The sequence below is a fragment of the Pseudomonas sp. NPDC098747 genome (genome assembly GCF_044760045.1).
Classification (GTDB): Bacteria; Pseudomonadota; Gammaproteobacteria; order Pseudomonadales; family Pseudomonadaceae; genus Aquipseudomonas.
In genome coordinates this window covers 99,774-118,441 of record NZ_JBIWAL010000007.1, presented here as the reverse complement: position 1 = coordinate 118,441, position 18,668 = coordinate 99,774, and the positions used below count along the sequence as shown (strand labels likewise).

The 18,668-nt window shown below is 60.1% G+C and carries 21 protein-coding genes; 12 read left to right on the top strand and 9 right to left on the bottom strand.

Annotated features, from left to right (window positions below; genetic code table 11):
- Positions 1–139: 139 nt before the first annotated feature.
- The 5 genes from ACIQVE_RS06720 to ACIQVE_RS06700 all read right to left on the bottom strand — a co-directional run bounded on the left by ACIQVE_RS06720 (position 140) and on the right by ACIQVE_RS06700 (position 3,897).
- Complete coding sequence (locus tag ACIQVE_RS06720) at positions 140–331, bottom strand: DUF1289 domain-containing protein (protein WP_402805870.1); 192 nt, start codon at positions 329–331, stop codon at positions 140–142.
- Between the two features lie 140 nt (positions 332–471).
- Positions 472–1,557 carry an SMC-Scp complex subunit ScpB gene (scpB, locus tag ACIQVE_RS06715; protein ID WP_402805867.1) on the bottom strand — a complete coding sequence of 362 codons (1,086 nt, stop codon included), beginning with the start codon at positions 1,555–1,557 and terminating at the stop codon, positions 472–474.
- Positions 1,558–1,568: 11 nt separating this feature from the next.
- On the bottom strand, positions 1,569–2,267 hold the full coding sequence (locus ACIQVE_RS06710; protein WP_402806002.1) for a segregation and condensation protein A: 699 nt from the start codon (positions 2,265–2,267) through the stop codon (positions 1,569–1,571).
- A gap of 123 nt (positions 2,268–2,390) precedes the next feature.
- On the bottom strand, positions 2,391–3,020 hold the full coding sequence (locus tag ACIQVE_RS06705) for an L-threonylcarbamoyladenylate synthase (RefSeq protein WP_402805865.1): 630 nt from the start codon (positions 3,018–3,020) through the stop codon (positions 2,391–2,393).
- A 13-nt stretch (positions 3,021–3,033) separates the two neighbouring features.
- Positions 3,034–3,897 carry a PHP domain-containing protein gene (locus ACIQVE_RS06700; RefSeq protein ID WP_402805862.1) on the bottom strand — a complete coding sequence of 288 codons (864 nt, stop codon included), beginning with the start codon at positions 3,895–3,897 and terminating at the stop codon, positions 3,034–3,036.
- An 87-nt stretch (positions 3,898–3,984) separates the two neighbouring features.
- Between ACIQVE_RS06700 and ACIQVE_RS06695 the strand changes: the two genes are divergently transcribed.
- The 6 genes from ACIQVE_RS06695 (at position 3,985) to ACIQVE_RS06670 (ending at position 8,638) form a co-directional block, all read left to right on the top strand.
- On the top strand, positions 3,985–4,581 hold the full coding sequence (locus ACIQVE_RS06695; RefSeq protein WP_402805860.1) for a septation protein A: 597 nt from the start codon (positions 3,985–3,987) through the stop codon (positions 4,579–4,581).
- 1 nt (position 4,582) lies between these two features.
- Positions 4,583–4,882 (top strand): YciI family protein, encoded by a 300-nt coding sequence (locus ACIQVE_RS06690; protein WP_402805858.1) that lies wholly within the window; start codon positions 4,583–4,585, stop codon positions 4,880–4,882.
- Positions 4,883–5,281: 399 nt separating this feature from the next.
- Positions 5,282–5,692 carry a translation initiation factor 2 gene (locus tag ACIQVE_RS06685; RefSeq protein ID WP_402805855.1) on the top strand — a complete coding sequence of 137 codons (411 nt, stop codon included), beginning with the start codon at positions 5,282–5,284 and terminating at the stop codon, positions 5,690–5,692.
- 7 nt (positions 5,693–5,699) lie between these two features.
- Positions 5,700–6,377: a response regulator transcription factor gene (locus ACIQVE_RS06680; protein ID WP_402805853.1), complete on the top strand. Its 678-nt coding sequence runs from the start codon at positions 5,700–5,702 to the stop codon at positions 6,375–6,377.
- Between the two features lie 229 nt (positions 6,378–6,606).
- Complete coding sequence (locus ACIQVE_RS06675) at positions 6,607–7,056, top strand: Spy/CpxP family protein refolding chaperone (RefSeq protein ID WP_402805851.1); 450 nt, start codon at positions 6,607–6,609, stop codon at positions 7,054–7,056.
- Positions 7,057–7,297: 241 nt separating this feature from the next.
- The gene (locus tag ACIQVE_RS06670) at positions 7,298–8,638 is read left to right on the top strand and encodes a sensor histidine kinase (RefSeq protein ID WP_402805848.1); all 1,341 of its coding nucleotides are present in this window, start codon (positions 7,298–7,300) and stop codon (positions 8,636–8,638) included.
- 355 nt (positions 8,639–8,993) lie between these two features.
- Here ACIQVE_RS06670 and ACIQVE_RS06665 read toward each other — a convergent pair whose 3' ends face one another.
- Positions 8,994–9,560, bottom strand: a complete 567-nt coding sequence (locus ACIQVE_RS06665) for a nitroreductase family protein (RefSeq protein WP_402805845.1) — start codon at positions 9,558–9,560, stop codon at positions 8,994–8,996.
- 121 nt (positions 9,561–9,681) lie between these two features.
- Between ACIQVE_RS06665 and ACIQVE_RS06660 the strand changes: the two genes are divergently transcribed.
- The gene (locus tag ACIQVE_RS06660; protein WP_402805842.1) at positions 9,682–11,136 is read left to right on the top strand and encodes a TrkH family potassium uptake protein; all 1,455 of its coding nucleotides are present in this window, start codon (positions 9,682–9,684) and stop codon (positions 11,134–11,136) included.
- Here the strand turns inward: ACIQVE_RS06660 and ACIQVE_RS06655 are convergent.
- Positions 11,093–12,154 (bottom strand): AraC family transcriptional regulator, encoded by a 1,062-nt coding sequence (locus ACIQVE_RS06655; RefSeq protein WP_402805839.1) that lies wholly within the window; start codon positions 12,152–12,154, stop codon positions 11,093–11,095. The genes ACIQVE_RS06660 and ACIQVE_RS06655 overlap by 44 nt on opposite strands.
- Positions 12,155–12,318: 164 nt before the next feature.
- On the opposite strand from ACIQVE_RS06655, the gene ACIQVE_RS06650 reads away from it, so the two are divergent.
- On the top strand, positions 12,319–12,630 hold the full coding sequence (locus ACIQVE_RS06650; protein WP_150594300.1) for a DUF962 domain-containing protein: 312 nt from the start codon (positions 12,319–12,321) through the stop codon (positions 12,628–12,630).
- A gap of 26 nt (positions 12,631–12,656) precedes the next feature.
- On the top strand, positions 12,657–13,247 hold the full coding sequence (locus ACIQVE_RS06645) for an HD domain-containing protein (RefSeq protein WP_402805836.1): 591 nt from the start codon (positions 12,657–12,659) through the stop codon (positions 13,245–13,247).
- A gap of 58 nt (positions 13,248–13,305) precedes the next feature.
- Here ACIQVE_RS06645 and ACIQVE_RS06640 read toward each other — a convergent pair whose 3' ends face one another.
- Positions 13,306–14,121 carry a UDP-2,3-diacylglucosamine diphosphatase gene (locus ACIQVE_RS06640; protein ID WP_402805834.1) on the bottom strand — a complete coding sequence of 272 codons (816 nt, stop codon included), beginning with the start codon at positions 14,119–14,121 and terminating at the stop codon, positions 13,306–13,308.
- A 134-nt stretch (positions 14,122–14,255) separates the two neighbouring features.
- Between ACIQVE_RS06640 and ACIQVE_RS06635 the strand changes: the two genes are divergently transcribed.
- Both ACIQVE_RS06635 and ACIQVE_RS06630 read left to right on the top strand, forming a co-directional pair.
- Positions 14,256–15,020, top strand: coding sequence for an AraC family transcriptional regulator (locus ACIQVE_RS06635; protein WP_402805832.1), 765 nt, complete (start codon positions 14,256–14,258; stop codon positions 15,018–15,020).
- A gap of 72 nt (positions 15,021–15,092) precedes the next feature.
- Positions 15,093–15,986: a DMT family transporter gene (locus tag ACIQVE_RS06630; RefSeq protein WP_402805830.1), complete on the top strand. Its 894-nt coding sequence runs from the start codon at positions 15,093–15,095 to the stop codon at positions 15,984–15,986.
- Here the strand turns inward: ACIQVE_RS06630 and ACIQVE_RS06625 are convergent.
- On the bottom strand, positions 15,980–16,267 hold the full coding sequence (locus ACIQVE_RS06625; RefSeq protein WP_093442622.1) for a SelT/SelW/SelH family protein: 288 nt from the start codon (positions 16,265–16,267) through the stop codon (positions 15,980–15,982). The genes ACIQVE_RS06630 and ACIQVE_RS06625 overlap by 7 nt on opposite strands.
- 71 nt (positions 16,268–16,338) lie before the next feature.
- Between ACIQVE_RS06625 and ACIQVE_RS06620 the strand changes: the two genes are divergently transcribed.
- Complete coding sequence (locus ACIQVE_RS06620; protein WP_402805826.1) at positions 16,339–18,528, top strand: patatin-like phospholipase family protein; 2,190 nt, start codon at positions 16,339–16,341, stop codon at positions 18,526–18,528.
- The last annotated feature ends 140 nt before the right edge of the window (positions 18,529–18,668 follow it).

Below are 18,668 nucleotides of genomic sequence, written 5' to 3'. Positions count from 1 at the left end.
TGTGGTCTGTTCAGCCGTCCTGAGTTGGGCGTCTGAAGCATAAAAATCTGGGTTCTTCACCGAAGGGATCGACGAAGGGTCGCGAATCATACGCGGATGTGGGGCATCGCGCACCAGAGACTAGTCGATCAGGCCAAGGTTATTTCTTTTTCCGCCGACCGGCGCCACCGAGTTTGATCAGGCGTAACGCGGCTTCGGCCAGTACGGTGCGCTTGTCGTCCCTGTCGAGTTTCTTCCAGGCCTTGATTTCGCGCTTGCTGCGCCCGCATCCGAGGCAGATGTCGTCGGTGAATTTGCAGAGGCTGATGCAGGGGTCTTTGGTTGAGCTCATTTGATATTCCTGGTTCACGCTAAACCCTGTGGGAGCGAGCTTGCTCGCGAAGGCGGCGTGTCAGATACATCATCGTTGAATGACACTCCGCTTTCGCGAGCAAGCTCGCTCCCACAGGGGTTGTCATTGTTCTCTGAGAATCAGTCCTCGAACTCGCGGCGTTCGGCTTCGATGGCTTCGGCCAGGGCGCGGGCTTCCGCTTCTTCTTCGCTGAGCTCTGGCTCTGGCTCTGGCTCTGGCTCTGGCGCGGATTGCTCTAGGGCCGCCACGGCAGCGAGAAGTTTTTCCCGGGCTTGGGCTACACCCAGAATGTCCTCTTCAGGTTCGGCTTGCGGCTCGACTTCAAGTTCAACCTCGATAAACGGTTCGGCGCTATCCGCCTCGGTCTCGGTCGACGGAGATTCGGCTTCGGCTTCGGCTTCGGCTTCAGCTTCAGCTTCGGCTTCGGCTTCAGCTTCAGCTTCGGCTTCGGCTTCAGCTTCAGCTTCAGCTTCAGCTTCAGCATCCGACGCATCGCGCAACAAATCGTCGAAATCGGTCTTGATCCCCTCCTCCATGCTGTCCAGCTCCAGCAACAGCGTATGGAAACTGGTTTCTTCCTTCTCTTCCTCCGGCTCGGCGCTGGCGTCGGCCAGTTCCTGCAAGCCTTGAGGCACCGGGGCATCGTCGAAATCGAGAATCGGATCGGCCTCCATCTCGCGCAGTTCGGCCAGCGGTGGCAGGTCTTCCAGATTTTTCAGGTTGAAGTGATCGAGAAATCCCTTTGTGGTGGCGAACATCGCGGGTTTGCCGGGCACGTCGCGGTAGCCGACGACGCGGATCCACTCGCGTTCGAGCAGGGTTTTGACGATGTTGCTGTTGACCGCCACACCCCGCACGTCTTCGATCTCGCCACGGGTGATCGGCTGGCGATAGGCGATCAGCGCGATGGTTTCCAGCAAGGCTCGGGAATAACGCTGGGGGCGTTCTTCCCACAGGCGACCGACCCACGGCGAAAACTTCTCGCGGATCTGCAAGCGATAGCCGGACGAGACCTCTTTGAGCTCGAACGCCCTGCCCTCGCAGGACTTGCCCAACAAGGTCAGGGCTTTCTTGAAGACTGCCGGTTCAGGCCGCTCGCCTTCTTCGAACAGTTCAAAAAGACGCTCAAGGGATTGCGGCTTTCCCGAGGCCAACAGAAAGGCTTCAAGCAGGGGCGCCAGCTCGCGGGGTTCAGTCAGGTTCATGTTTGGACTCGTTATTCGGCTCGGGCTCGCACGTGGATCGCGGCGAACGGCTCATTCTGCACCAGCTCGACCAAGGATTCCTTGACCAGTTCAAGGATCGCCATAAAGGTCACCACCACACCCAGGCGACCTTCTTCGGCGGTAAACAGCTCGACAAACGGCACAAAACCGCCGCCCTTGAGCCGCTCCAGCACATCACTCATGCGCTCGCGGGTGGACAGCGCCTCGCGGCTGACCTGATGGCTTTCAAACATGTCGCCACGGCGCAGCACTTCGGCCATGCACATCAAGATTTCTTCCAGCGCCACATCGGGCAACAGCTTGCGCGCCCGGGCTTCCGGCGCGTCGAGCTTGGGCACAACCACATCACGGCCAACCCGGCTCAAGCCGTCAATGCCTTCGGCCGCAGCCTTGAAGCGCTCGTACTCCTGCAAGCGGCGGATCAGTTCAGCGCGGGGGTCGTCTTCTTCCGCTTCGATGGTTTCGGCCCGTGGCAGGAGCATGCGCGATTTGATCTCGGCGAGCATCGCGGCCATTACCAGATACTCGGCGGCCAGTTCCAGGCGCACCGACTGCATCAACTCGACGTAGCCCATGTACTGGCGAGTGATTTCCGCCACCGGGATGTCGAGGATGTTGATGTTCTGTTTGCGGATCAGGTACAGCAGCAGGTCGAGCGGGCCTTCGAAAGCCTCAAGAAAGACTTCCAGCGCATCCGGCGGAATGTACAGGTCCAGCGGCATTTCCATGACTGCCTGGCCATAGACCATGGCGAACGGCAGCTCTTGCTGAGCACCGGCCTGAGGATCGGCAACGGTTTCCACTGCGGACATTCAGGCCTCGACCATGAACGGGGTCGGATCGCCGCAACCGACGCGAACCACTTCCGGATCATCGCCGGTCAGGTCGATCACGGTGGAGGCCTTGATGCCGCCAAAGCCGCCATCGATGATCAGGTCCACTTGATGCTCGAGCAACTGACGCATTTCGTACGGATCGGTCAGTGGATCTTCATCACCGGGCATGATCAGTGTCACGCTCATCAGTGGCTCACCGAACTCGGCCAGCAGCGCCAGCGCAATCGGATGGCTGGGTACACGCAGACCGATGGTGCGCTTTTTCGGGTGCAGCAACAGGCGCGGCACTTCGCGGGTAGCGTTGAGAATGAAGGTGTACGGCCCCGGCAAATGCGCTTTGAGAATGCGGAAGGTGCCGGTGTCGATCTTCGCGTAGTTGCCCAGTTGCGACAGGTCGCTGCAGATCAGCGCGAAGTTATGCTTTTCGTCGAGCTGACGCAGGCGTCGAACGCGCTCGATAGCCGTCTTGTCGCCGATTTGGCAACCGATGGCGTAGGAAGAGTCCGTGGGATAAATCACCACCCCGCCCTTGCGGATGATCTCGACCGCCTGTTTGATCAGGCGCGCTTGCGGGTTTTCCGGATGTATCTGGAAAAATTGACTCACGTTCTCTACCTGTTCAGACGGCGGCAATAACTGTGTCATGTTTGAACCGACACCACAGGGGTGGAAGGTCCTCGGGAACCGGCCGGTATTGGCCAATCTCGGACCAGCCTCCAGGGCCATGAAAATCACTGCCGGCGCTGACCAGCAGACCGAACTCACGGGCAAGGATTGCCAGGCTGCCTACCTGTTCTGCGGGCTGATGGCCATTGACCACTTCAATCGCGTGCCCGCCCGCTTGAATATAGTCGGCAATCAGCTTTCGGCGTTTGCTGCGGGTGAAATCGTAGTGCCACGGATGCGCCAGGCTGACCCAGGCACCGGCGGCGCGCAGCGTGCCGACAGTGTCTTCCAGCGTCGGCCAGTGTTGCTTGACGTCGCCCAGCTTGCCGGCGCCGAGCCACTTGCGGAAGGCCTCGGCGCGATCCTTTACAAAACCTTCACGCACCATCCAGTCGGCGAAATGCGGACGGGCCGGGGCGTTGCCGCTGTCGCCAAGCTCCTGCTGGAGCTGCCGTGCGCCATCGAGGGCGCCGGGCATGCCCTTGAGGGCGAGCTTGCGGCTTATTTCTTCCGACCGCAGCCAGCGGCCATCGTGCAATCTGGCGATCGCCTCGACCAGCGGCGCAGCGTTGACGTCGAAACCGTAGCCCAACACATGAATGGTCGCCCCGCCCCACGTGCAGGACAACTCGACGCCGTTGACCAATTGCATCCCCAACGCGTTGGCGGCCGTGCGCGCTTCGGCGAGGCCCTCAAGGGTGTCGTGGTCGGTCAGGGCCAGGACTCGCACGCCGTTCTCGAACGCACGCGCAACCAGAACCGCAGGCGCCAGGGCGCCATCGGAGGCCGTGCTATGGCAGTGCAAATCAACATTCACGGAGAGTTGTAACCTCAAATCAGCGGGCGCTATCGCGCGCCCATATGTTTGTTATTATGCCGCCACATCCAGCTTCTGGCTCTCACTGTGAAACAATTCATCGATTTCATCCCGCTTTTGCTGTTCTTCATCGTTTACAAACTTGATCCACGGGTCGTCGACATCGCGGGCCATGAAGTGACTGTAGGCGGTATTTACAGCGCCACCGCGATGCTGATCATCAGCTCCGTGGTTGTCTACGGCGCACTTTTCATCCAACAGCGCAGGCTGGAAAAGAGCCAATGGCTGACCCTGATCGCCTGCCTTGTGTTCGGTAGTCTGACCCTGGCCTTCCACAGCGAGACCTTCCTGAAATGGAAAGCCCCGGTGGTCAACTGGCTGTTTGCCATAGCCTTCATCGGTAGCCACTTCATCGGTGACCGCCTGCTGATCAAACGCATCATGGGCCACGCGCTGACCCTGCCGGATCCGGTCTGGACCCGCCTGAACATCGCCTGGATCGCCTTTTTCCTGTTCTGCGGGGCCGCCAACCTGTTCGTCGCCTTTACCTTCCAGAGCATCTGGGTGGACTTCAAGGTGTTCGGCAGCCTTTGCATGACCGTGCTGTTCCTGGTCGCACAGGGCATTTACCTGTCGCGTCACCTGCACGACACCGATACCACAACACCAAAAACCGAGGACTGACATGCTCTACGCAATCATTGCCACCGACGTCGCCAACTCACTGGAAGCTCGCCTGGTCGCGCGCCCTGCGCATCTTGAACGCCTTCAAGCACTCAAGGGCGAAGGTCGTATCGTATTGGCCGGCCCACACCCGGCCGTCGACAGCAATGATCCGGGCGCAGCGGGTTTCACCGGCAGCCTGATCGTTGCCGAGTTCGACTCCCTGAGCACCGCGCAAGCCTGGGCGGATGCCGATCCGTACATCGCGGCAGGCGTTTACGCCAATGTCGTCGTGAAGCCGTTCAAGCAGGTTCTGCCTTAACGCTGAAGTCAGGGCATTACAGGATTTCTGTGGCAAAAAGAGACCTCTATTGCAAAGAAGATTCCTGTGGCAAAGGAGATTCCTGTGGCGAGGGGATTTATCCCCGTTCGGCTGCGTAGCAGTCGTGAATCATTCAATGAGGTGTGTCAGGCAGACCGCGTTGAATGATTTTGGGGCTGCTACGCAACCCAACGGGGATAAATCCCCTCGCCACAAAGTCATCTGCACCACCAAGTCTCTTTGCCCTGCCAAGCCCCCTGCACCACAAAATCACCAGCACCAAAAGCAAGTCTGCTCCGGCGCAATGAACCTTCCTGATTCCTGCCGCTCTCAATCGCTCATTATTCTCGTTTGCCTGCCGACAACCTGCCCAATATCCATTTGGAAACAGGTGTCGCGATGCGCAAGGGTCCGTTGTGTCTGATGTTGGTCACGTTGTCGATCATGGCGCCTGCCCATGGTGAGGAAACCACCGAGGGCGGCAGCTCCACGCCATTGTCATTAAGTGCCGGCAGCCAGATCACCGAGTTGCAGCAACGCCTCAAAGTGAGCGAGCAGCAGCGGGAAGAACTGAGCAAACAGCTGCAAAATGCCGACAACCAACGTGAGAGCGCTCAGCTCGCCCGGCTGCGCCAAGAGAACCAGCGCCTCAAGCTGCAACTCAAGGAAGCCCAGGCCAGCCCGCTGCCGCGCTTGTTGACCGATCAGCAGCAGTGGTTCGTCACTGGCGCCGGAGTAGCGCTATTGGCGCTGCTCTGCGGTATCTTTGCCAGTGGTGCAAGCCGAAAACGTCGGCAATGGTTAAATTGAGTGAGTCATGAGCGAGCTGTTACTTATTGATGATGACCAGGAGCTGTGTGAGCTCCTGAGCAGTTGGCTAAGCCAGGAAGGCTTCCAGGTGCGTGCCTGCCACGATGGCCAGAGCGCCCGCAAGGCCTTGGCCGAAACGGCCCCGGCGGCGGTGGTGCTGGACGTGATGCTGCCCGACGGCAGCGGTCTGGAACTGCTCAAGCAACTGCGCAACGATCACGCCGATCTGCCGGTATTGATGCTCTCGGCCCGTGGCGAACCGCTGGATCGAATCCTCGGTCTGGAGCTGGGCGCTGACGACTACCTGGCCAAACCGTGTGATCCGCGTGAGCTGACCGCACGCCTGCGCGCGGTGTTGCGCCGCAGCCACCCGGCTGCCGTGTCGACACAGCTTGAGCTGGGCGACTTGAGTTTCAGCCCGGTGCGCGGCGTGGTCAGCATCGACGAGAAAGAACTGACCCTCACCGTTTCCGAAAGCCGTCTGCTCGAAGCCCTGCTCAAGCAGCCCGGCGAGCCCCTGGACAAACAGGAACTGGCGCAGATCGCTCTCGGCCGCAAGCTGACCCTGTACGACCGCAGCCTCGACATGCACGTGAGCAACCTGCGCAAAAAAATCGGCCCGCACCCCGACGGGCGCCCGCGCATCGTTGCCCTGCGCAGCCGCGGTTACTTCTACTGCCTGTAAACCTGCCCCCTGTAGGAGTGCGCCTGCTCGCGATAGCGGTGTGCCAGTCAACAGATTCTTGTCTGACCCACCGCTATCGCGAGCAGGCTCACTCCTACAGGGCGTGTTTGTCAGGTGGATGACAAATCGTCTTTACCCAAGCTTTACCTAGCGCTGACCGCCGCTGACCTTGATCTGCGTAATCTGAACTCATCCGGAACGTACCGGGAACGAGACAAGGAGATACACCATGCGCAAGACTCTTATCGCTCTGATGTTCGCTGCCGCTCTGCCAACCGTCGCCATGGCCATGCCGCAAGACGGCGGCCAAATGGGTGGCCCGCTCGACGGCCCACGCCACGGCGGTCAGATGCACGGCATGCACGGCAAAGGCCCGTACAGCCAACTCGACCTGTCCCGCGAACAACGCGATCAGATCCGCAAGATCATGGGCGAGCAGATGCACGAGCGTAAGCAAGTGGTCGACAAGTACCTGGAAAAACTCTCGCCGGCTGACCAGAAAGCCATGAAGGACGAGGTGGCCGCCAACCACAAGAAAGCCGAGGCCGATGTTCGCGCCGTGCTGAAACCGGATCAACAGAAGAAATTCGACGAGATCCAGAAGAAAAAGGCCGAGCGTCGCGCAGAATGGGCAGAGTTCAAGGCGTGGAAAGCGCAACAGCCGCAAAAAGCGCAATAATGTTCTGACCCGACGGTAAACCCCGCCGGGTCTTTTTCCACTCAATTCAATGTGAGAGCGAGCTTTTGTGGCGAGGGGATTTATCCCCGTTCGGCTGCGAAGCAGTCGCAGAACCATTCCACGCGGTATCTCTGATCCCGCATCCACAGGTTCTGGGGCCGCTGCGCGACCCAACGGGGATAAATCCCCTCGCCACAAAGGCTCGCTCCCACAGGAATTTGCGCTAGCTTGAGGATTTTCTGTGCGTTCACTGTTCTGGCGTATTCTCGCAAGCTTCTGGCTGGCCATTGCTCTGGTTGCCGGGCTGTCCATTCTGCTGGGGCACATGCTCAATCAGGACGCGTGGATCCTCAGTCGTCATCCGGGCCTCAATACCCTCGCGGCGGAGTGGACACAGAGCTACGAAGCGCAAGGCGAAGAAGCCGCCCAGGACATCCTCCAACAACGCAAACGCCAGTACCACATCGACGTTCAAGTGCTGAACGAAAGCGGTGACCCGGTCGTGCGCGGCACCTTCCCACGTCGCGCCGCAGCCTTCGAAGCCCGCCAGAACAACGATGACCGGCGCCTGCCGTGGCGGCGTCTGACTGATGAGTTCACCAGTGAAAAAACCGGTGACACTTACCTGTTCATCTACCGCATCCCACACCCTGAACTCGACTCCTGGCACCGCGAAAGCCTGCTCTGGCCATTGAGTGCGCTGGGCATTGCGCTGGTGGTACTGACCCTGTTCAGCTTGCTGGTGACTTTCTCCATCACCCGCCCGCTCAGCCGTTTGCGCGGCGCGGTACATGACTTGGGGCAGGCTACTTATCAGCAAAACAGCCTGGCCAAACTGGCCAACCGCCGCGATGAGTTCGGTGTCCTCGCCAATGATTTCAACCGCATGGGTGCGCGCCTGCAAAGCCTGATAGGCAGTCAGCGTCAGTTATTGCGCGACGTGTCCCATGAACTGCGCTCACCGCTGGCACGGCTGCGAATTGCCTTGGCGCTGGCAGAACGGGCCAACCCTGAAGAACGCGAAAAACTCTGGCCACGACTGACCCGCGAGTGCGATCGACTGGAAGCGCTGATCAGTGAAATTCTGGTGCTAGCGCGGGTCGATGCCGACAACGCCAGCGCTGAAGACGTGGATTTAAATGCGCTGCTGGGCACGCTGCAAAAGGATGCGCAACTGGGATCGCCGGAGCAGATCGTACGCTTGGACCTCGAGCCGCAACTAAACCTCAAGGGTTGGCCGACAATGATCGAACGCGCCGTGGATAACCTGCTGCGCAATGCGCAGCGCTTCAATCCGCAGGGGCAGGCGATTGAAATGCAGGCTTCGCGTCAGGGTGAGCGGATTGTGGTGAGTGTGCGCGATCATGGCCCTGGGGTGCAGGCCGAACATTTGAGCCAGTTGGGCGAACCGTTTTATCGAGCACCGGGGCAGACGGCGGCGGGTCATGGTCTGGGCTTGGCGATTGCACGGCGTGCGGCGGAGCGACATGGCGGGAGTTTGGTGCTGGCCAATCATCCTGACGGCGGGTTTGTTGCCAGTCTGGAATTGCCGCTGGTTCCAGGCGCTGTTGTCCAGCCCTGACAGCTACCCTCATCGGAACGCCGCCCGCCCAGCCCTCTCCCGGAGGGAGAGGGGGCCGACCGCGGTGTCTGGCGCTATCCATCGACCTGAAAAATCGAGTCGATTATGGATTCGAGATATCCGTAAACCGCAGCCGACTCACCATTCGAAATGCGGATTCACCAAAGATCGCTCACGTCGCCGCATCTCGTGAGCATCCCCGATTCAGTCCCCTCTCCCTCAGGGAGAGGGTTAGGGTGAGGGGCTGTTGATCTACGTTCAGGTCGGCGCATCTCGTAAGCATCCCCCAATCAGTCCCCTCTCCCCCCGGGAGAGGGTTAGGCGGGCGGCGTTCCGATGAGGGGCTTTTTGATCTTCAGGCTTTACCAGGCCAAACGCTGACAAACTCAGCCAGATCAACCTTCTCCGCCACCCGCGGCTCTTTCTGCGGTGTGCCGAGGTACAGAAATGCAATCACTTCCTCACCCTCCACCAGCCCTAACCCTTGGGCTACATGCTGCGAATAAGCCAGATCACCCGTACGCCAAACCGCACCAATCCCCTGCGCATACGCCGCCAGCAAAATCCCGTGGGCCGCACACCCGGCGGCCAGCAACTGCTCGGCCTTCGGATATTTCACGTGTTCCTGCAATTTCGCGATCACCACAACCACCAGCGGTGCACGCAGCGGGCCGTTGCGCGCCTTGTCGATCATTGCTTCGGTGATTTCGCCTTCCTGTTTCTGCGCAGCTTCGGCCAACAACTCGCCCATCTGCTCGCGCGCCGCGCCTTCGACGGTCAGAAAGCGATACGGCTGCAAGTGCCCGTGATCCGGCGCACGCAATGCGGCGGCAAACAAGGCTTCACGCTGCTGCGCGGTGGGGGCCGGTTCGACCAGTCGTGGAACGGAAACACGGTTGAGCAAAGCGTCGAGAGCCTGCATCGGCCACCTCCTGAAAAAAATATGCGGCTATTCTAGCGGTATCTGCCAAAGGGATGCCGGTTTACATGCCCTGCCCCACGGGTAGAATGGCGCCCTTCCTATATCAGCCCGAGCAGACTTCATGGCGTTGCCGACCTTACGGATCATTGGTTTCATCATCGGCATCTTCCTGATCACTCTGGCGATTGCCATGGTCGTGCCGATGGCCACCCTGGTGATTTTCGACCGCACCGGCGATCTGCCGTCGTTCCTCTGGGCGAGCATGATCACCTTCGTTGCGGGTCTTGCACTGGTGATTCCGGGCCGCCCGGAACACATTCACCTGCGTCCGCGCGACATGTACCTGCTGACCGTCAGCAGTTGGCTGGTGGTGTGTATCTTCGCCGCGCTGCCGTTTCTGCTGACCCAGCACATCAGCTACACCGACTCGTTTTTTGAAAGCATGTCCGGCATTACCGCAACCGGCGCTACCGTGCTCAACGGTCTGGACAACATGTCCCCCGGGATTCTGATGTGGCGCTCGCTGCTGCACTGGATCGGCGGCATCGGCTTTATCGGCATGGCGGTGGCGATTCTGCCGCTGCTGCGAATTGGTGGTATGCGCCTGTTCCAGACCGAATCCTCGGATCGCTCGGAAAAGGTCATGCCCCGCTCGCACATGGTGGCGCGGCTGATCGTTGCGGCGTATGTCGGCATCACCATCCTCGGCAGCCTGGCGTTCTGGTGGGCCGGGATGAGCCTGTTCGACGCGATCAACCATGCGATGTCGGCGATTTCCACCGGCGGGTTCTCGACCTCCGACCAATCGCTGGCCAAATGGCCGCAACCGGCGGTGCACTGGGTGGCGATTGTCATCATGATTCTCGGCAGCCTGCCGTTCACCCTCTACGTGGCAACGATGCGCGGCAACCGCCGGGCGTTGATCAAGGATCAGCAGGTGCAGGGTTTGCTGGCGATGTTGCTGGTGACGTGGCTGGTGCTTGGCACCTGGTACTGGTGGACGACCCAACTGCATTGGCTGGATGCGCTGCGCCATGTGGCGCTGAACGTGACGTCGGTACTGACCACCACCGGTTTTGCCCTCGGCGACTACAGCCTGTGGGGCAACTTCTCGTTGATGTTGTTCTTCTATCTGGGTTTTGTCGGTGGCTGCTCCGGGTCGACAGCAGGTGGGATCAAGATTTTCCGTTTCCAGGTCGCCTATATCCTGCTCAAGGCCAACCTTCACCAACTGATTCACCCGCGTGCGGTGATCAAGCAGAAGTACAACGGTCATCGTCTCGACGAAGAGATCGTGCGTTCGATTCTGACGTTTTCGTTCTTCTTCGCCATCACCATCTGCGTGATCGCCCTGCTCCTGTCGCTGCTGGGCGTCGACTGGATGACCGCGCTGACCGGCGCCGCCAGCACCGTGTCCGGCGTCGGCCCGGGCCTTGGCGAGACCATCGGCCCGGCGGGCAACTTCGCCACCCTGCCGGATGCCGCCAAGTGGATCCTGTCAGCCGGAATGCTGCTCGGCCGACTGGAAATCATTACGGTGTTTGTACTGTGTATTCCGGCCTTTTGGCGTCATTGACGGCGTTGGGCGCCTTGGCCAACCGCGCCCGGTAATCACCGGGCGTGGTGTCGAACCAGCGGCGGAAGGCGCGAAAGAAATTGCTCGGATCGGCAAAGCCCAACAAATACGCGATTTCCAGCAAGGTCATGCTCGGCTGCGCCAGGTACTGTTCGGCCAGTTCGCGGCGGGTGTCATCGAGCAACTGCTGAAAACTCGTGCCCTCCTCCTGCAGCCTTCGCTGCAACGTGCGTTGCGACAGGTGCAGGGTCTGCGCCACCGTATCGCGCTTGGGCTCGCCCTGAGGCAATAACCGACAGAGCACCTGCCGCGCCTTGTGGGTCACACGGCTTTCGGAAAACCGCGCCAGATATTCCCCGGCAAAGCGATCGTGCAACAGCGCCATGGCCTCGTTGGCGGTGGGCAGCGGCGCTTCCATGTCGGCGCGTTCGAAAATCAGCGCATCGTAAGGCGCGCTGAACACCAGCGGCGCATGGAACGCTTGTTTGTAGGGTTGCAGATCAGTCGGTTCATCGCCCTGCACCAACACTTTGACCGGGTGCAGCGTGCGCCCGGTCAACCAGCCGCACAGGGCGAGCGCACAGGCCAGCGAGGCTTCGGCGCTTTGTCGGGTGGGCGGCAGATGATCACCGTGCACCGTCAGAATCAGCGCATAACCTTCATCCAGCAGACGAAAACTCAGGTCGGCACTTTCGGCGATGATCCGTTGATAACGCACCAGCCGTTGAAAGCCTTCGGCCAGGGTATTGCTGGACATCAGCGCGTAACCGGCGACATGAAAAGAGGCCGGACGCACCACTTTGCCCATGTTCAGGCCGATGGCCGGGTTGCCGGACACCTCGACCGCCCGCTGCCAGAGTCGGGTCATGGAGTCTTGCGGGAAACGCGCATCCGGATCATCCAGAGCCGTGTAATCAAGCCCCAGTTGCTTGAACAGAACCCGGCAATCCAGGCCGTCCATCTCCAATGCTTTGACAATCCCCATCGCCCAGCTTGCAGAAGTCGTTCGTTCGCTCATGGCGTTTTTCTTTTACATGATGGACCGCATGTTACGGCCCGATTTGCGAAGGATACTAAAGTGGCGCCGATTGTCACTGGCCCACACCCATGATCACTCTAGACTCAAATAAGCTGCCCGCAGCACAACTCGTCGCCAGAACAATAACCACAGAGAACGCAGTCGTGGAAAACATCAAGCATTTCAACAGTTTCGCTGAGTTCTATCCGTATTACCTCAGCGAACACAACAACAGCACCTGCCGTCGCCTGCATTTCATTGGCACGACACTGGTTATTTTCATTCTCGCGCTGACCATCGCCAAAGGCGCCTGGCTACTGTTATTGGCGCTGCCGCTGGCCGGTTACAGCTTCGCCTGGGCCGGGCATTTCTTCTTCGAAAAGAACCGGCCGGCGACGTTCCAGCATCCGCTGTACAGCCTGCTGGGCGACTTCGTCATGTACCGCGACATGATTCTGGGTCGCGTGGCGTTCTAATAAACAAGAAAGTACGAGGATTGCCGATGAACGCCAATGCCCGCTTCACCCACATGCAGGATGGCACGCAGGAAGACTGGGCGATCATCGCCGCAGACTTCAGCGCCTACGCCAAACAGTTGCCAGCACGCATACTGATCCACCTGAAATTGCTCGAAGGCGATTTCGGCGGTTTTCCGGTGGATCGCCTGACTCACTCGCTGCAAACCGCCACCCGCGCCTTTCGCGATGGCCGCGACGAGGAATATGTGGTTTGCGCCCTCCTGCACGACATTGGCGACACCTTGGGCTCGTACAATCATCCGGACATTGCGGCGGCGATACTCAAGCCGTTCGTCAGTGCCGAGAACCTGTGGATGGTTGAGAAACACGGGGTGTTTCAGGGTTACTACTTCTTTCATCATCTGGGCATGGATCGGCATCTGCGCGAGCAGTTCAAGGAGCATCCGCAGTTTCAGGCAACCGCCGAGTTTTGCGCCAGGTACGATGCTGCGGCGTTTGATCCGGGGTATGACACGCTGCCGTTAAGCTTCTTTGAGCCGATGATGGAACGGTTGTTTGCTCAGCCAAAAAATTCGATCTACAAGGCGGCGATGGCAGAACACAGCCCGGCCTGAGCACGCCACAAACCAATGTGGGAGCGAGCTTGCTCGCTCCCACAGGGTTCTTTGTCGCTTAGGCGATTTCTGCAACCTTGGCAGCTTTTAAATCCGCCTCCCGCGCCTGCGCATCCGCCAGCCGATACAACTCGATCGTGCCGTCCCAATGCTCGATCAGCGCCGTGCAAGACTCCACCCAATCGCCGCAGTTGAGGTAGTCCACTTCGCCGACCTTGCGGATCTCGGCATGGTGAATGTGTCCGCAGACCACACCATGCAACTCACGCTTCACACATTCGTGGGCGATGGCTTCTTCGAAATCACTGATAAAGCTCACCGCCGTCTTCACCTTGTGCTTCAGGTACGCCGACAACGACCAGTAACCGTAGCCATATCGCGCGCGCCAGTGGTTCAGCCAACGATTGAGCGTCAGGGTAATTTCGTAGGCCGAGTCGCCGAGGAAGGCCAGCCAGCGGTGATAGCGGGTGATCACATCAAACTGGTCACCGTGAATCACCAGCAAATGGCGACCGTCAGCCGTGACGTGCACCGCCTCGTCGACCAACTGAATATTGCCCAGAATCAGCTTCGAATAACGCCGCAGGAATTCATCGTGGTTGCCGGTGACGTAGATCACCTCGGTGCCGCGCTTGCTCATGGTCAGCAAGCGGCGGATCACATTGGTGTGTGCCTGCGGCCAATACATGCCGCCGCGCAGTTTCCAGCCGTCGATAATGTCACCGACCAGATAAATCTTGTCGGTGTGGTAGCCCTTGAGAAATTGCGACAAATGCTCCGCCTGGCAATCCCGCGTGCCCAGGTGCACGTCGGAAATCCACAAGGTTCGCACCCGTTGTTTGCGGCTGGGTTTGGCGAGCTCGGCGCTGGTCATGGGCAACCCTCTGGATGTTTTCGCCAGCTTGCGCGCGTCCGGTTAATCGTCCATGACAAGCGCGAGTCAGTCCTGTGACAATGTACTCAGGGGGCGTCGGTGTAGACTGTCGGTCACTTCGGAGACGACCTGCCATGCGACCGATCCTCACCCTGCGTCATTACACCCACGACCTGATCGTCCACAGCCACGACCATGCGCAACTGGTGTTCGGCCTGTCGGGCGCGCTGGATTTCGAGGTCGAGGGCTGTGGCAGTCAGGTCCGTCAGCAGAGTTTCGTGGTCATTCCTGCCGGCGCCCATCACGCTTGCGGCAGCCCCGGTGGCAGTCGCTGTCTGGTCATGGACATCCCTGACGGGCAATGGCTGCTCGATTCACTGGGCGAGCACGCCGAAGCCAGTCGCCGCTTACTCGACCAGACCGCCCGGTTGTCGCTGGACTCTGGGCAAAGCCAGTTGGTCAGTTGGCTGGCGAATAGTCCGGTCAGTGATCCGTTGATCGCCCAGCAAGGCGCGGTATTGCTGCTGGCCAGTCTCAACCATGTGCAACCTGTCGAACTCACCGCCCGCCGCCTGCCCTACGCGGCACTGGACGCGCACATTGAGCAATACGCTGCTTACCCGTTGCAGGTCGCCGATCTGGCGCGGGTCGCCGGGTTGTCCAGTGCGCGCCTGCATGCGCGTTTTATGGCCGAATGCGGGCAGACGCCGATGGATTACATCCGCAGTCGGCGGCTGCACAAGGCTGTGGCCCTGCTGTGTGAGACCGCACTACCGATTGGTGAAATCGCCAGTCGGGTCGGCTACAGCTCGCAGAGTGCATTTGCCGCGGCGGTGCTGCGCGAGTTTGGCGCCTCGCCGGGAAAGCTGCGGCGCGAGGCTGGCGATAAAGGACGATAGTTTGCCGACAGATTTATTGGCTTCTACACGTTTCAATAGGACTGTGAATCTGCGCTTGGATTAAGGACTGCAATGACCCCGCGTACCGCCCTCGGCGCCCTGCATATCGGCGCTCTGATGTTTGGCCTGACCGGAGTGTTCGGCAAACTCGCCGCTGCCTCCCCTGCCGTGATCGTTTTCGGACGTGCTGCGTTTGCCGTAATCGCCTTGGCATTTTTTGCCCGCTTCGCCAGCCAGCACGGTTGGCAAAAACTTCAGGCCGTGGATTGGCGGCGCCTCGCCCTCAGCGGCGTACTGCTGGCCGGTCACTGGGTGAGCTTTTTCATTGCCGTGAAGGTCGCCGGCGTGGCCATCGCAACCCTGGGGTTTGCCAGTTTCCCGGCGTTCACGGTGATTCTCGAAGGGCTGATCTTTCGCGAGCGCATCCGCGCGAATGAAATCATTCTGGTGGTTTTGGTGAGCGTGGGTCTGGTGCTGGTCACGCCGGCGTTCGATCTGGCCAGCGGTGCCACCACGGGTTTGCTCTGGGCGGTTCTCTCGGGGCTGCTGTTTTCCCTGTTGTCACTGACCAACCGCGCAAGCTCCGGGCGCATCCCGGCGGTGCAGGCGGCACTCTGTCAAAACGTCGTGGTGGCGCTGTGTCTTCTGCCGGTAGCAGCGCCGCAACTGATCGAAGTGCGCGCGCTGGACTGGTTGTGGATCGCCCTGCTCGGCGTGTTCTGCACCGCCGTCGCCCACAGCCTGTTTGTCGCCAGCCTGGCGGTGATCAAAGCGCGCACCGCCGCCGTGGTGTTCGCCATGGAACCGGTTTACGGCATCACCATTGCCTGGTTGCTGTTCGATGAGAACCCGACGTTACGCATGCTGCTCGGCGGCGCGCTGATCATCGTCGCCATCGTGGTGTCGGCGCGAATGTCAGGCAATGCCGACAAAAAAACCGTCGCCGCCGAAGCCGCGTCTCACTGAGTGCGGTCGTTGTGACCGAGGTCGCGGTCGGGATCGATCTGATCGCGCACCCGCTGCTTCAACACCTTGGCTTCAGGAAAGCCGCCATCCGCCTTGCGCTCCCAGATCTGCACGCCGTCACACGTGATGTGAAACACCCCGCCGGTGCCCGGCACCAGTGACACTTTGCCGAGGTCGTCGCCGAAGGTGCTGAGCAGCTCCTGCGCCAGCCACGCGGCGCGCAGCAGCCACTGGCATTGGGTGCAATAGGTGATGACAACTTCTGCTTTTGCGACAGTCATGCTCATTGAAACTCCGGAGACAGAGGGCGCCGCTATAATACTCGGCTTTATCGCTTGCCCCGAGACTCACAATGCGCCGTTTGTTGTTCTGCCTGCTGCTTGGTTTTCTTCCACTGTTCGTGCTTGCCAGCGAAGCGCCGCGACCGAAAGTCGGCCTCGTGCTGTCTGGTGGCGCCGCTCGTGGCCTGGCGCACATCGGCGTGCTCAAGGCGCTGGAAGAGCAAGGCGTCAAGATTGACGCGATTGCAGGCACCAGCATGGGCGCGGTGGTCGGCGGTCTGTATGCCTCGGGCTACAAGATCGACGAACTGGAAAAACTCGCCCTTGGCATCGACTGGCAGCAGGCGCTGTCCGACGCGCCGCCCCGGGAAGACGTGCCGTTCCGGCGCAAGCAGGATGATCGCGATTTTCTGGTGAAACAGAAACTCAGCTTCCGCGACGACGGCAGCCTCGGCCTGCCACTGGGCGTGATTCAAGGCCAGAATCTGGCGCTGCTCCTGGAAAGTCTGTTGGCTCACACCAGCGACACCCGGGACTTCGACAAGCTGCCGATCCCCTTCCGCGCCGTGGCCACCGACATCGCCAATGGCGAAAAAGTCGTCTTTCGCAAAGGCCACCTGCCCCAGGTGATCCGCGCGAGCATGTCGATCCCGGCGGTGTTCGCGCCGGTCGAACTCGACGGCCGGCTGTTGGTGGACGGCGGCATGACCGACAACATCCCGCTCGATGTTGCGCGGCAAATGGGCGTCGACATCGCCATCGTGGTCGACATCGGTACGCCGCTGCGCAGCCGTAAACAACTGAACACCGTGGTCGATGTGCTCAACCAGTCGATCACCCTGATGACCCGCCGTAACTCGGAAGAACAACTGGCCGCGCTGAAACCGACTGACGTGTTGATCCAGCCGGCGCTGGCAAGTTTCGGCGTCACTGATTTCGGCCGTGCCCAAGAGATGATCGACGCCGGTTATCGCGCCACCCGAATCCTTGACGCGCGCCTCGCCAGTCTCAAGCCAGCCCAGTCTCAGGACGCCGAACTCAATGCTGCCCGCGCGCCGGGGCAACGCACGCCAATCATCACCGCGATCAAGGTCGAGAACGATTCGAAAGTCGACGACGACGTGATCCGTTACTACATCCGCCAACACATCGGCGAACCGCTGGATCTGGGTCGATTGCATTCGGACATGGGCACCCTGTACGGCCTCGACTACTTTGAGCAAGTGCAGTACCGCGTGGTGCACAAGGGGCAGGATCACACCCTGGTGATCAGTGCCCGAGGCAAACGCAGTGGCACCGATTACCTGCGGGTCGGCCTGAACCTGTCGGACGACATGCGCGGCAGCAGCGCTTTCAACCTCGGTGCCAGTTACCGCAAAAACGGCATCAATCGTCTCGGCGCAGAATGGCTGACGCGGGTGCAGATCGGCGACAAGCAGGAACTGTACAGCGAGTTCTATCAGCCGCTGGACGTGGGCTCACGCTACTTCATCGCGCCGTCGGTGGTGTTCGAGGCGCAGAACGTCGATGCGGTGCTCGACAATGATCCGGTCGCCCAGTACCGCGTCGAGCGTTACGGCATGGCCCTGAATGTCGGCCGACAGATCGGCAACAACGGCGAAGTGCGCTTCGGCGTCGGTGAGGCCTGGGGCAAGGCCGATGTACGCATTGGCGATCAGGATCTGCCCAGCGAAAATTTCAACGAAGGCTTCTATTCGCTGAAGTATTCCTACGACTCGCTGGACAACGTTTACTACCCTCACGAGGGCAAGGACGTCAGCCTGACTTTCCTGCAATTCGATCCGAGCCTGGGCTCGGATACGCGCTATCGACAGTGGGAATTCAAATTCGACAAAGCCATGAGTCACGGCCCGGACACTTTGATTCTGGGCGGGCGCTATGGCCGCACCCTTGACGACACCAACGTGGTGACGTCGAGCTTCCTGCTCGGTGGCGCGCGGCAGCTGTCGGGCTTTCGCGAAGATGCGATTTCCGGGCAGAACATCAGTCTGATGCGGGCGGTGTATTACCGCCGGCTGACACCGCGCTCATATCTGCCGCTGGACTTCCCGCTGTACGCCGGCGGATCGCTGGAGCGTGGGCGAGCGTGGAACAACGACAACGAGTTCGACAGCGGCTATATCAATGCGGCGAGTGTGTTTATTGGCTTTGATACACCGCTGGGGCCGTTGAATTTCAGTTATGGGCTTAATGATGCGAATGAGCAGGCGGTGTATTTGAATCTGGGGCAGACGTTCTGATTGATCCTCAGGATTGATGGCGCCTTCCCGACTGCCTTCGCGAGCAAGCTCGCTCCCACAATGGGAATGCGCTCCCCCTGTGGGAGCGAGCTTGCTCGCGAAGGCGATAATCCGATCACCACAAAAATTCCGGTGACCTA

Excerpts from the sequence above, each read along its gene's own strand:
- ACIQVE_RS06660 (WP_402805842.1), top strand. The coding sequence starts at position 9,682 with ATGGCGTTGCCGACCTTACGGATCATTGGTTTCATCATCGGCATCTTC.
- ACIQVE_RS06655 (WP_402805839.1), bottom strand. The coding sequence starts at position 12,154 with ATGAGCGAACGAACGACTTCTGCAAGCTGGGCGATGGGGATTGTCAAA.
- ACIQVE_RS06635 (WP_402805832.1), top strand. The coding sequence starts at position 14,256 with ATGCGACCGATCCTCACCCTGCGTCATTACACCCACGACCTGATCGTC.
- ACIQVE_RS06620 (WP_402805826.1), top strand. The coding sequence starts at position 16,339 with ATGCGCCGTTTGTTGTTCTGCCTGCTGCTTGGTTTTCTTCCACTGTTC.
- ACIQVE_RS06720 (WP_402805870.1), bottom strand. The coding sequence starts at position 331 with ATGAGCTCAACCAAAGACCCCTGCATCAGCCTCTGCAAATTCACCGAC.
- ACIQVE_RS06630 (WP_402805830.1), top strand. The coding sequence starts at position 15,093 with ATGACCCCGCGTACCGCCCTCGGCGCCCTGCATATCGGCGCTCTGATG.
- ACIQVE_RS06665 (WP_402805845.1), bottom strand. The coding sequence starts at position 9,560 with ATGCAGGCTCTCGACGCTTTGCTCAACCGTGTTTCCGTTCCACGACTG.
- ACIQVE_RS06625 (WP_093442622.1), bottom strand. The coding sequence starts at position 16,267 with ATGACTGTCGCAAAAGCAGAAGTTGTCATCACCTATTGCACCCAATGC.
- ACIQVE_RS06685 (WP_402805855.1), top strand. The coding sequence starts at position 5,282 with ATGCGCAAGGGTCCGTTGTGTCTGATGTTGGTCACGTTGTCGATCATG.
- ACIQVE_RS06675 (WP_402805851.1), top strand. The coding sequence starts at position 6,607 with ATGCGCAAGACTCTTATCGCTCTGATGTTCGCTGCCGCTCTGCCAACC.
- ACIQVE_RS06680 (WP_402805853.1), top strand. The coding sequence starts at position 5,700 with ATGAGCGAGCTGTTACTTATTGATGATGACCAGGAGCTGTGTGAGCTC.
- ACIQVE_RS06645 (WP_402805836.1), top strand. The coding sequence starts at position 12,657 with ATGAACGCCAATGCCCGCTTCACCCACATGCAGGATGGCACGCAGGAA.
- ACIQVE_RS06690 (WP_402805858.1), top strand. The coding sequence starts at position 4,583 with ATGCTCTACGCAATCATTGCCACCGACGTCGCCAACTCACTGGAAGCT.
- scpB (WP_402805867.1), bottom strand. The coding sequence starts at position 1,557 with ATGAACCTGACTGAACCCCGCGAGCTGGCGCCCCTGCTTGAAGCCTTT.
- ACIQVE_RS06640 (WP_402805834.1), bottom strand. The coding sequence starts at position 14,121 with ATGACCAGCGCCGAGCTCGCCAAACCCAGCCGCAAACAACGGGTGCGA.